Genomic DNA, 12,450 nt, shown 5'->3' with positions numbered 1-12,450 from the left:
GTCACGCCCCCGCGGGGAAGACGGCCCCGGCAGCGCGCTCCACGGCGGCGCCCATGGCGTCGCGGTCCACGACCTCGGTGAAGCGCACGGCGCGGTCCCGGAGGGCCGAGAGGGGCGCCGGCGGCTCGGTGCCGGTGAGCGCGGCCAGACGGTCCATGGCGGCGAAGCCGTCGAGCCCCGCAACGTCCTCGCCCAGGGCGGCGAGCACCTCGGCCGGGAACTTGTAGGGGCTGGCCGTGGCGAGCACCACGCGCGCGCGGCCTTGGGGCTCCTGGGCGTCGAGCACGGTCTTGGCCACGGCCGTGTGGGGGTCGAGCAGCACTCCGTCTCGCTCCCAGGTGCGCCGGATGGTCCCGCGGCACTCGTCGTCGGTGGCGCGGCCGCCCGAGAAGGTGGAGCGGATAGCGTCCATGACGGGGGCGGGCACGGTGTAGGCGCCCTTCTCGGCGAGGTCGGCCATGAGGGAGGCCACGAGCTCGCAGTCGCCGTCGGAGGCGAAGTAGAGCAGCCGCTCCAGGTTGGACGACACGAGGATGTCCATGGACGGCGAGATGGTCTTGTGGAACGGGCGCCGGCGGTCGTAGGTGCCGGTGGCCAGGAAGTCGCAGAGCACGTCGTTGGCGTTGGAGCACACGTGGAGGCGCCCCACAGGCAGGCCCAGGCGCTTGGCGTAGTAGCCGGCGAGGACGTCGCCGAAGTTTCCGGTGGGCACGTAGAAGTCCACCTCGTCGCCCATGGCCACGGCGCCGCGCTCCAGCAGCTGGGCGTAGGCGTCCAGGTAGTAGACCACCTGCGGCACGAGGCGCCCCACGTTGATGGAGTTGGCGCTGGAGAGGAACACGCCCTCCCCGGCCAGGCGCACGGCCAGGTCGCGGTCCGCGAAGATGCGCTTGACCTCGCCCTGGGCGTCGTCGAAGTTGCCGCGCACGGCGTACACGGCCACGTTGCCGCCGGCCTGGGTGGCCATCTGCAGGTGCTGGACGTCGCTCACCTTGCCGTCGGGGTAGAACACGCAGACGCCGCAGCCCTCCACGTCGGCGAAGCCCGCCAGCGCCGCCTTGCCGGTGTCGCCGGAGGTGGCGCACACGATCATGACGTCGCGGCCGTCGCCGGCGCGGGCCTGGCCCATGAGCTGGGGCAGCATCTGCAGCGCCACGTCCTTGAAGGCGCTCGTGGGGCCGTGGAAGAGCTCCAGCAGCCAGTCGTCGCCCACCGGGGTCACGGGCGTCACGGCCGGGTCGTCGAAGGTGTCGCCGTAGGCGCGGCGCACGCAGCCCGCCACCTCCTGCTCGGTGAAGTCCGGCAGCAGGTGGCCGAGGACGCGCCGGGCGCGGGAGGGGTAGTCGCCGGCCCAGAGCGGCTCGAGGTCGAGGGGGGAGGCGAGCACCCCGTCGCTCACGTAGAGCCCGCCGTCCGGTGCGATGCCCGCCAGTATTGCTTGCTTGCTTGTTACGGGTTCGAGCAGAGAACGGGTGCTGTGGTAGAACGAATCCATCGAGACTCCCCCTCGGTCGAGCGGTGCAGGGTTCTGCCCATGGTAGCGGAGCCGCCCCGCGGGTCGCCGAGGGGCGATGGCCGCGAAAGATTGGATTAACAGAGATGAGAATCGCCCTTCTCGGCGCCGGCACCGTGGGAGGCGGCGTCATCGAGATCGTCGACTCGCGCGCCCCCTCCCTCGAGGTGGCCCGCATCCTCACCCTCCCGGGCACCTACGACGACCCCCGCGTCACCTACGATTTCGCCGACATCGTCTCCGACGACTCCATCGAGTGCGTGGTGGAGGCCATGGGCGGCCTCGAGCCGGCCCACACCTTCATCATGGAGAGCCTCGCCGCCGGCAAGCACGTGGTCACGGCCAACAAGGCCGTGGTGGCCGCGTTCCTACCGGAGTTCTGCGCCCAGGCCGAGGAGTCCGGCGTGGGCTTCTTCATCGAGGCCACCTCGGGCGGCGGCATCCCCTGGATCGCCTCCATCGAGAAGGCGCGCCGCATCGACCGCATCGACCGCATCTCGGGCATCCTCAACGGCACGTCCAACTACATCGTCGACCGCATGGCCAAGGACGGGGCCGAGTTCACCGACGTGCTCGCCCAGGCCCAGGCCCTCGGGTACGCCGAGGCCGACCCGTCGGCGGACATCGACGGCATCGACGTCGCCAACAAGTGCATCATCAGCTCCACCGTGGCGTTCGGCACGCTCTGCCGCCGCGACATCCCGGTCCACGGCATCCGGAACCTCACCAAGGCCGACCTCGACACCTTCGCCGGCCTGGGCTACGCCGTGCGCCTCATGGCCCGCGCGGCCCGCGACGACGACGGCTACGCCGCCTGCGTGGAGCCGGTGCTCCTGCCCCTGGCGTCGGTGGAGGGCAACGTGCCCGACAACTTCAACATCGCAACGCTCGTGGGCACCACCGTGGGCCCGCTCAAGTTCTACGGCCAGGGCGCCGGCGCGCTGCCCACGGGCAACGCCATGGTGCAGGACCTCGTCGACTGCGCCGGCGGCGAGCGGCCCGTCTACCCCACGGGGGAGACCCTGTCCTGGAAGCCCGGCCTGCTCCGCGCCGACTACGTCTTCCGCACCGCGGCCGCGCTCCCCGCCGACACCCCCGGCACCGCCGTGGAGGTCGCGCCCGGCTACGTCTCCGTGGGCGGCCTCTCCGCCACCGAGGCCGCGGCCCTGGCGGACGCCCTCCTCGCCGAGGACCCCGCCACCCTCATGGCCGCCGTGGCCGACGTCGACTAGGGGCCGGAGCCCCCGAGAGCTAAGGACCATCGCCCGATGATCAAGATCACCAAGTTCGGCGGCTCGTCGGTCGCCAGCCCCGAGCAGTTCGCCAAGGTCAAGCGCATCATCGACGCCGACCCGGCCCGCCGCTTCGTCGTGGTGAGCGCGGCCGGCAAGCGCTTTGCCGGCGACAACAAGGTCACCGACCTCCTCTACCTCGTGAACGCCCACCGCGACTACCACGTGGACTGCTCGGACCTCCTCGACGACATCGAGGGGCGCTTCCTCGCCATCAAGGAGGGGCTGGGCCTCACCTGGCCCGTGGCCGAGAAGTTCCGCGACTTCCGCGAGGGCCTGGCCGACGACTCCCCGGAGTACGTGGTGAGTCGCGGCGAGTGGTTCACCGCGCACCTTATGGCCGAGTACCTGGGCCTGCCGTTCGTGGACGCCGCCGACGCCATCGTCTTCCACCACGACGGCACCCTCGACCTCGAGCGCACGGCCGATCGCGTGCGCGAGCTCGTGGTGCGCCGCGGGAGCTTCGTCATGCCCGGCTTCTACGGCGCCACCTGCGACGGCGAGATCAAGCTGCTGGACCGCGGCGGCGGCGATATCACGGGCTCCATCCTGGCCAACGCCCTCTCGGCCGACCTCTACGAGAACTGGACCGACGTCTCGGGCTTCCTCACGGCCGACCCGCGCGTGGTGGACCGCCCCCGCACCATCGAGCGCATCACCTTCGACGAGATGCGCGAGCTCTCCTACATGGGTGCCAACGTGCTCCACGAGGAGGCCATCTTCCCGGTGCGCGAGGCCAACATCCCCATCGCCATCCTCAACACCAACGACCCCGAGGCCCAGGGCACCATCATCCGCGAGCGCGTGGAGACGAGCCCCGACGACCCGGTGATCACGGGTATCGCGGGCAAGCGCGACTTCATCACGGTCTACATCGCTAAGACGCACATGAGCGACGCCGTGGGCTTCATGCGTCGGGCCCTCTCGGTGTTCGAGCGCTACGGTGTGAGCGTGGAGCACATCCCCACGGGCATCGACTCGTTCTCGGTGGTGGTGAACGGAGCCGACGTCAAGGACTCCATCTACTCCATCGTGGCCGACCTCCAGAAGGAGCTTCAGCCCGACCAGGTGAAGGTGGTCGACAAGCTGGCTCTGGTCTCCGTGGTGGGCCGCAACATGAGCTCCCGCCCCGGCTCGTCGGGCAGGCTGCTCGGGGTGCTCGGCAACGCCGGCATCAACGTGCGCATGATCACCCAGAGCTCCCAGGAGATCAACATCATCATCGGAGTGAACAACGAGGACTTCGAGCGCACCGTGGCCGTGGTGTACGAGGCGTTCGTGGTGAACGAAGGGAAGTGAGGGCGGTGCCCGAACCCAAGAACGTCGCCATCCTCGGCGCCACCGGCGCCGTTGGGGCCCAGATGCTGCAGTGCCTCGAGGAGCGGGACTTCCCCGTGGGCGAGCTGAGACTCCTTGCGAGCAAGCGCTCCGCCGGCACGGACATGTGCTGGAACGGCCGTCTCCTGCGCGTGACCGAGGCCACCCCCGAGAGCTTCGAGGGCGTCGACATCGTGCTGGGCGCCGCCACCAACCCCGTGGCGGAGGCCCTGCTGCCCCACGCGGTCGCCGCCGGCGCCGTGTGCGTGGACAACTCCAGCGCGTTCCGGCTCGACCCCGAGGTACCCCTCGTGGTGCCCGAGATCAACCCCGAGGACGTGGCCTGGAACCACGGCATCGTGGCCAATCCCAACTGCGCCACCATCATCGGCCTCGTGTGCGTGGCGCCGCTGTCGCGCGTGGCGGGCGCCAGGCGCATCGTCTGCAGCACCTACCAGGCCGCCAGCGGCGCCGGACTCCCCGGCATCGAGGAGCTGGAGGCCGAGAACCAGGCCATCGTGGAGGGCACCCCCATGCCGGAGCCCCGCGCCTTCGCCTACCAGCTGGCCTACAACCTCATCCCGCAGATCGGCGGCTTCGACGGCATCGGCTACACCTCCGAGGAGATGAAGATGCAGAACGAGGGCTGCAAGATCATGCACGACCCCGACCTGCGCGTGAACTGCACCTGCGTGCGCGTGCCCATCGCCCGCAGCCACAGCGAGTCCATCACCGTGGAGTTCGAGCGCCCCATCACGCCCGACGAGGCCCGAGATGTGCTGCGCCAGGCCCCAGGCGTGCGCGTGGTGGACGACCCGGCAGGGCAGCTCTACCCCATGCCGCTCGCCACGAGCGACCAGGACCTGGTGTACGTGGGCCGCATCCGCGAGGACGTCTCGGCGCCGGAGGGTGTGAACTCGCTCACGTTCTGGTGCTGCGGCGACCAGATCCGGAAAGGCGCCGCCACCAACGCTGTGCAGATAGCAGAATTGCTGCTCTAGGGGTAGAATGGGCGCTGTTTGGAGCTGCAAGGTCCAGATAACGCGCCCATAGCTCAGTGGATAGAGCACCGGTCTTCTAAACCGATGGTCGACGGTTCGAATCCGCCTGGGCGCACCATGACCTTGAGGAGAGCCCCCGTGGCCGCAAGCCGGCCGTGGGGGCTTTTGCCATGGCGGGGGGGGGTGTGCGGTCTGCGTCCGGTGCGTCGCAGCCGCCCTGTAGGGTGGGCGTGGCACAGGCACGCCCTCTAGGGCGCCTCTGTTGGAGGCCCTTGTCCCATTCCTCCGTTAGAGGGGGAGTACCAAGCCCCCGTTGGTCCATGGGCCCCTTAAAGGGGGCTTTTCGGCCGCAAGCCCCCTTTGCAGGGTGAGACCGTCCCCCTTCATCAAGACCATGCGCCACACCGGCGTAGCAGGGGGACCCTAGAGGGCGCCCGTCTGCCCTGTCCCAACACCCTGTCCCAACACCCGGACACTTTTGTCCCACGCACGAGTCGTCGCGCATGCCTGTGACATCACTGGGCTGGAAGACATGGCAGAGTTTGCTGAAAAGAAAGAAGAGGACAAGGGGTGATGACACTTCCACGGCCCTCACCCTCTGCGACTCCCACCGCGTGCTCAGCTCTGTGGACCTGAAGACGCCATGGCCTGCGCCTTCGCAACCGGCGAACCGCCCGCCAAGCGATTCTGGGTGCCAACATCATCGTCGCGTCGCTAGGGAGCTCGGTGCGTTCCGATGGCCTCGTCCTTGACACTCAAAAGGCTGCCTGCCGGTGTCTGATCACGGGCAGACAGCTACCACGATTGTGTGCTCGCAGCTGTCAATTTGGTTGGCAATGCCGACACCGCAGCCGCAGCGGCGGGCATGCCTGCGGGTATCGTCTGCGGCATGTGGGGTCCTGCGGAGCGGTTGGGCGCACTGCTCGGCATGGTCCGCAGCCATGTCGAGGCCGGCCCTGTGAACTCGGCCCCGCAGCCGTTTGGTGGTTTTTCTCTCCGCGGGGCCCCGAAAACCACCAAATGGCATGTCGTTTGGTGGTTTAGATCAGGATATGTACCGAAAAGTACCAAACGTCCAGAGAGACCCCGAGGATCGGCCTTGAGAACCTGGGACAAACTTCGCCCGCAGGGAGCGAGTCGGCGCCCATTACATCAAACAAGAAATACGCGAAGTGACAGATGGGCCAGGCACCGCTGTCACGCCTGGCCGGCGGCCCCGGCGCACGGCCGCCGCCAAACCGGGTACCCTCCCTGCGCACCCGCACCCGCACCCGCACCCGCACCCGCACCCGCACCCGCACCCGCACCCGCACCCGCACCCGCAGCCAGGAGCCCCCATGGCACAGTCCCGCAGCACGCAGCCCGACCGGCCGTCGCCTTTCGCCGGCTCCTCGGAGCCGTCCATCCCCGACGCCACCCTCCGGCGCTTCTCCGGGTTCGTCGAGGCCCGCGACACCGGCCGCTCGCTGCGCAAGCGCTGCCCGAGGAGCTCTCTCGCCCGCTGGGAGGTCGTGCCCGACCGCACGTCGGCCCTGGACCTCATCCTCTCCCAGGAGCGCGGCCGCCTGCAGGCCCTCATCCCCGAGCGCCACCGCCGCATGGCCGCCTCGCCCTTCGCCTACTTCCGCGCCACGGCGCTGCCCATGGCCGCGGACCTCTCCACGACGCCGTCCACGGGCCTCATCGTCGAGGCCTGCGGCGACGCCCACATCGGCAACTTCGGCGGTTACCGCTCGCCGGAGTCCGCGTTGGTCTTCGACCTCAACGACTTCGACGAGGTGGCCCGCGGCCCCTGGGAGTGGGACGTCAAGCGCATGGTCTCGAGCGTGGCCGTCTGCGCCCGCAGCCGCGGGTTCGGGGCGGCCACCGCCCACGACGCCGCGCTCGCCTGCGCCGCGGCCTACCGCGAGGCCATGGCATACTTCGCCCACCAAGGCGCGCTTTCCATCTGGCACACCCACGTGGACGTCCAGGGGCTCCTCGACGCCCTCTCCGCCGACGCCTCCAAGAAGGAGCGCCGCCAGGTGGCCAAGGGCCTCGCCGCGGCCTTTGCCAAGGACAACTCCCGTGCCTTCAGAAAGCTCGTGGAAGGGGAGGGCGCCGACCGGCGCATCGTGTTCGACCCGCCCGCCATCGTGCCGCTGGACCGGTTCCTTCCCGCGGGCGACGTAGAGCGGTTTCCGCGCTCCCTCGCCGAGCTCTTCTCCGCCTACCGCTCATCCCTCGCCCCGGAGAACCGCGGGCTCATCGACCGCTACGCCTACGTGGGCGCCGCCCTCAAGGTCGTGGGCGTGGGCAGCGTGGGTATGCGCAACTGGGTGGTGGCCCTCTCCGGCCGCCAGGTGGACGACCCGCTCGTGCTGCAGTTCAAGGAGGCCGGGGAGTCGTGCCTCTCGCGCTACACGGGCCTCGCGCCGCGCTACCGGGGCGGCGAGCGCGTGGTGCGCGGCCAGCGCCTCATGCAGGCCACCGGCGACGTGCTCCTCGGCTGGGCCGACGTCCCCGTCCCCGGCGCCCCGGGCCGCTCCTTCTACGTGCGCCAGCTCTGGGACTGGAAGGCCACGGTGGACCTGGACGCCATAGACGCCGACACCCTCGCGCTCTACGGAGAGCTCTGCGCCTGGACCCTCGCCCGCGCCCACGCGCGCTCCGGCGACCGCGGGGCCATCGCCGGGTACCTCGGCACCTCGGACGCGGCCGACCGCGCGCTCTGCGCCTTTGCCGAGGCCTACGCCGAGCAGAACGAGTGCGACTACCGCGTCTTCATGGACCACGTCGCCGGCGCGGCCGGCACGGGGAAGGGGGAGGCCTCATGAGCCTCGGAACCGTCGACACGTACCTCACCCGCCGTCACGCCCGCCGGGTGCAGCGCGAGCAGGCCGTGCCCGAGCGCGACTGGGCCCCGGTGCCCGCGGGCTCCTACACGCTCCTCGTGCTCTTCAACCTCATGGCGGCCTTCGACGAGGGCCATGCCATCCTCGCCGTGGGGCCGTCCGCGGGCGACCTCATGACCTACTCCTACTACCGCCGGGGCAACGCCCTCAAGGCCCCGGCGTCCATGGCCTGCCTGCGGGAGCCGGAGACCTTCGCCGCCCTCCGCCGGGCTTCCGGCTGGATCGTCCACGGCAACCCCGGCAACTGGTGGAACGAGCACGTGGACTGCGCCGTCGCCCTCACGGCCCCCTCCAAGGCCGGCCGTGCCGTGGCCGACTACGCCGAGGGGGTCAAGGCCGCGCCCGGCACCTACGACCTCGTGACCCACAACTGCCTCGCCTTCGTGGAGGAGGCCTTGGCCGCCGGCGGCGTGCGCCTCACCACGGTCTCTGGCGCGGGCCTGCGCACCTTCGTGCCCAAGGACGCCTTCGAGGCGGTGACAGGGGCCACCGGCGCCACGCCCTTCCGGGAGTGGAAGTATTGGTTCGACGACGTCCCTGCCCCCGACGACGGCCTGCGCACCATCGGCGACGACCCCGGCACGGAGCGCGGCGACGCCCCGGCGGCGCACCGGGGGTAGGGGAGGCCTCTCGGGACCCATCGCCGTCCCGCGCACCTACACCGCCCGCACCCCGTGCGCGGAAGCCTTTGTGTGCCGCGCGGGCGGCCCCCGTCGTGCGGCGCGGCAAACGGGTACGTAGGGCCCAGCACACGCCCACAGGAAGGAACACCCATGGCCACTGCGTTCTACGGCACCATGTCCATCGCTACGTCCGTCATAGGCGACCCCGCCTTCAAGTCGCTCTGGGACGCCACCCTCGACGGCTACGACGAGGCGAGGCTCACCTACGGCATCACGTCGGTCTACGGCTCCGACGAGGAGGGCGGCCGTACCGTCTACCAGGTGAGCGGCAAGACCGACGACGGCTTCGACGAGGACGCCGCCGCCTGCCTCTGCGGCTCGCTTTCTGTGGAGGACGCCGGCCGCCTGCTGAAGGCCCTCGAGGACGCCTCCGCCGCCATCGCCTTCGACATCGACGAGTACGACGTCGACGCCGACTCCCTCACCCGCGAGAAGGCCACCGTCACCGTCGAGGACGGCCGGGCCCGCCTCTCCGACACCTCCTACGACGACGTGCCCGTGACCTCGCGCAAGCTCGTCGACATGGGCTTTGCCGAGGAGTCCGAGCTCGACGACGGGGAGCTCGCCGTCATGGTGGCTGCCGAGATCCCCGACGGCCCCGAGGCCGACGACCTCGTGGACGCCATCGAGGACCTGCGCGAGGACGCCCGCCACGACGGCGTCTTCACCGCCGAGGAGACCGCCGACCCTGTGGCCTTCGCCCAGATGCTCGAGGCCTCCTACGCCGACGAGGACGACATCGAGTAGCCCTTCGCCCTCCCAGACGCGCGGGAACGCGGCGCCGGGCCGGCCCGTCCGAGGCGACGGAGCGGCCCGGCGCCGCGTCGCTGCGGGTACAATGACACGCGTTGCCCTGCCCTGCGAACCGGAAGGTGGCCATCCGTGACCGACATGCCCAAGACCTACGATCCCCAGACGACCGAGCCGCAGCTCGTCGAGCGCTGGATCGACGCCGGCTGCTACCAGCGCTCCAAGGGCACGGGCGACTGCACCGTCGTCATCCCGCCCCCCAACGTCACCGGCGTGCTCCACATGGGCCACGCCCTCGACGACACCATCCAGGACGCCTTCATCCGCTACAACCGCATGGCCGGCCGCTCCACCCGCTGGATCGTGGGCCTCGACCACGCCGGCATCTCCACCCAGACCAAGGTGGACAAGCGCCTGAAGGAGCAGGGCGTCTCCCGCCTGGAGCTGGGGCGGGAGAAGTTCGTGGACGCCTGCTGGGACTGGACCCGCGAGTACGGCGGCACCATCGTCAAGCAGATCAAGCGCATGGGCTGCTCCGCGGACTTCGCCGACGAGCAGTTCACCATGAGCCCGCAGTTCTCCCACGCCGTGCGCAAGGTCTTCTGCGACTGGTACCACGCCGGCCTCATCTACCGCGGCGAGCGCATCGTCAACTGGTGCCCCAACTGCTGCACCGCCATCTCCGACGACGAGGCCGAGTACAAGGACGAGCACGGCCGCCTCTGGTACCTGCGCTACCCGCTCAAGGAGCCCGTGGACGGCAAGGACCACATCGTCGTCGCCACCACGCGCCCCGAGACCATGCTCGGCGACACCGGTGTGGCCGTCTCCCAGGACGACCCCGAGGCCTCAAGGTTCGTGGGCGCCACGGTGGTCCTGCCCATCGTGGGCCGCGAGATCCCCATCTTCGCCGACTGGCACGTGGACGCGGGTTTCGGCACCGGCTTCGTCAAGGTGACCCCGGCCCACGACCCCAACGACTTCGCCATGGGCGAGGCCCACGACCTCGAGAAGATCAATGTCTTCGACGAGCACGCCCACGTGGTGGACGGCTACGGCGAGTTCTCCGGCATGGACCGCGACGAGGCCCGCGCCGCCGTGGTGGCCTGGTTCGAGGAGAACGGCCTGCTCGACCACGTCGAGGACCACGACCACTCCGTCATGCACTGCTACCGCTGCGACACCGCGCTCGAGCCCTGGCTCTCCGAGCAGTGGTTCGTGGCCGTGGACAGGCTCAAGGGCCCGGCCACCGAGGCCGTCACCTCGGGCGACGTCACCTTCCATCCCAAGCGCTGGGAGCAGACCTACCTCACCTGGATGGAGAACCTCAAGGACTGGTGCATCTCGCGCCAGCTCTGGTGGGGCCACCGCATCCCCGTCTTCACCTGCGAGGACTGCGGCTGGGAGGACGCCTCCATGGACGACGTGGAGGTGTGCCCCGAGTGCGGCGGCCGCCACGTCCACCAGGACCCCGACGTGCTGGACACCTGGTTCTCCTCGCAGCTCTTCCCCTTCGCCACCCAGGGCTGGCCGGAGCACCCCGAGGAGATGGCCGGCCACTATCCCACCAAGGCCCTGGTCACGGCTCGCGACATCATCGCGCTCTGGGTGGCCCGCATGATCATGAGCTCGCTGTACTTCTGCGACCGGATTCCCTTCGAGGACGTGGTCATCTACGCCACCATCCTCGCCAAGGACGGCAGCCGCATGTCAAAGTCCAAGGGCAACGGCGTCGACCCCATGGACCTCATGGCCAAGTACGGTGCCGACGCCATGCGCCACAACCTGCTCACCTTGGTGACCAACAACCAGGACGTGCGTTTTGACGCCACCTTCGACAAGAAGACCGGGGCCTTCGAGTCGAGTCCCCGCACCGAGCAGGCCCGCGCCTTCGTCACCAAGATCTGGAACGCCTGCCGCTTCGCCCTCATGAACATGGAGGGCTTCGAGCCCGGCGCCCCGGTGGCCGCCACGCCCGAGGACGCCTGGATGCTCTCGCGCCTGGCCAAGCAGGTGGCGGACACCACGGCGTGCCTCGAGGAGTACCGCTTCGGCGACTACGCCCGCGGCCTGCAGGGCTTCTTCTGGAACGAGGTGTGCGACTGGTACATCGAACTCTGCAAGGGCCGCCTGCAGTCCGAGGACCCCGAGGTCCGCGTGGGTGCCCAACGCAACCTCGTCTTTGTGCTCGACACCTCGCTGCGCCTGCTGCACCCGGTCATGCCCTTCGTGACCGAGAAGGTCTGGGAGTCCATGCCCGCCTCCGCCCTCGACCTCGCCGAGGCGGCCAAGACCGGCTGCGACTCGTCCCACGACGGCCGCTTCCTCATGCTCTCGGCCTGGCCCGAGCCCGCGGCCTACGGGGCCTACGTCAACGACGAGGCCGAGGCCGATTTCGAGATCGCCCGCGCCCTCGTCTCCGGTGTGCGCTCGTTGCGCGCCCGCTATCGCCTGAGCCCTCGCGCCGAGGTCGACGTGGTGGTCAAGGCCGCCCCGGCCGACGCCGCCCGCCTCGAGGCCCAGCGCGACTTCCTCGTGGAGGTGGGCCGCCTCTCGTCGCTGGTGGTGGGCGAGCACGCCGAGAAGCCCGCCAACTCCGTCTCGTTCGTGGCCCCGGGCTTCGAGGCCTACGTGGTGCTCGAGGGCCTCGTGGATCTCGGCGAGGAGGCCAAGCGCCTGGAGAAGGAGGTCAAGAAGGTGACCGGCGAGCTCGCCGGCATCGAGCGCACCCTCGGCAACCCCGGGTTCCTCGCCAAGGCGGCCCCGGAGGTCGTGGAGGCCAAGCGGGCCCGCAAGGAGGAGCTCGAGGTCACGCTCTCCCGCCTGAGCTCCCAGCTGGAGGACCTCTCGGAGTAGGGACGGGCGGCTTCCTCCCAGGGAGGACGTTCGGGTTCCAGGCACCCCGCGGGCTGGTCCCGCGGGGTGTCTTTTTGCGGGGCGGCCCATGCCAAAGGCCGCTCCGGCATGGGTTTTGGCCCCCGCACCCATGCCGCAGGCCGC

Annotated in this window: 8 protein-coding genes and 1 tRNA gene; 8 read left to right on the top strand and 1 reads right to left on the bottom strand. The window is 70.0% G+C overall.

Features of this window, described 5'->3' with window-relative positions:
- Position 1: 1 nt before the first annotated feature.
- On the bottom strand, positions 2–1,495 hold the full coding sequence (gene thrC, locus OR600_RS06460; RefSeq protein WP_265590854.1) for a threonine synthase: 1,494 nt from the start codon (positions 1,493–1,495) through the stop codon (positions 2–4).
- 104 nt (positions 1,496–1,599) lie between these two features.
- Here thrC and OR600_RS06455 point away from each other — a divergent pair, with 104 nt between their 5' ends.
- The 8 genes from OR600_RS06455 (at position 1,600) to OR600_RS06420 (ending at position 12,306) form a co-directional block, all read left to right on the top strand.
- Complete coding sequence (locus OR600_RS06455) at positions 1,600–2,745, top strand: homoserine dehydrogenase (RefSeq protein ID WP_265590853.1); 1,146 nt, start codon at positions 1,600–1,602, stop codon at positions 2,743–2,745.
- Between the two features lie 36 nt (positions 2,746–2,781).
- Positions 2,782–4,104, top strand: a complete 1,323-nt coding sequence (locus OR600_RS06450; RefSeq protein WP_251173157.1) for an aspartate kinase — start codon at positions 2,782–2,784, stop codon at positions 4,102–4,104.
- A complete protein-coding gene (locus OR600_RS06445; RefSeq protein ID WP_373871643.1) occupies positions 4,101–5,123 on the top strand; it encodes an aspartate-semialdehyde dehydrogenase in 1,023 nt (340 codons plus the stop codon). The genes OR600_RS06450 and OR600_RS06445 overlap by 4 nt, the downstream gene beginning before the upstream one ends.
- A 42-nt stretch (positions 5,124–5,165) precedes the next feature.
- Positions 5,166–5,241, top strand: a tRNA-Arg gene (locus OR600_RS06440).
- Positions 5,242–6,460: 1,219 nt separating this feature from the next.
- The gene (locus tag OR600_RS06435; RefSeq protein WP_135977129.1) at positions 6,461–7,939 is read left to right on the top strand and encodes a DUF2252 domain-containing protein; all 1,479 of its coding nucleotides are present in this window, start codon (positions 6,461–6,463) and stop codon (positions 7,937–7,939) included.
- Positions 7,936–8,637 carry a hypothetical protein gene (locus OR600_RS06430; protein WP_135977130.1) on the top strand — a complete coding sequence of 234 codons (702 nt, stop codon included), beginning with the start codon at positions 7,936–7,938 and terminating at the stop codon, positions 8,635–8,637. Before OR600_RS06435 ends, OR600_RS06430 begins: the two co-directional genes overlap by 4 nt.
- Positions 8,638–8,790: 153 nt before the next feature.
- On the top strand, positions 8,791–9,447 hold the full coding sequence (locus tag OR600_RS06425; protein ID WP_135977131.1) for a hypothetical protein: 657 nt from the start codon (positions 8,791–8,793) through the stop codon (positions 9,445–9,447).
- 135 nt (positions 9,448–9,582) lie between these two features.
- Positions 9,583–12,306, top strand: coding sequence for a valine--tRNA ligase (locus OR600_RS06420; protein ID WP_265590851.1), 2,724 nt, complete (start codon positions 9,583–9,585; stop codon positions 12,304–12,306).
- Positions 12,307–12,450 lie beyond the last annotated feature (144 nt).

Origin of the sequence: Granulimonas faecalis, assembly GCF_022834715.1 — a bacterium.
Lineage (GTDB): Bacteria > Actinomycetota > Coriobacteriia > Coriobacteriales > Atopobiaceae > Granulimonas > Granulimonas faecalis.
Note: the sequence above shows the minus strand (reverse complement) of the source record. Positions and strands in the feature narration are given on the sequence as shown.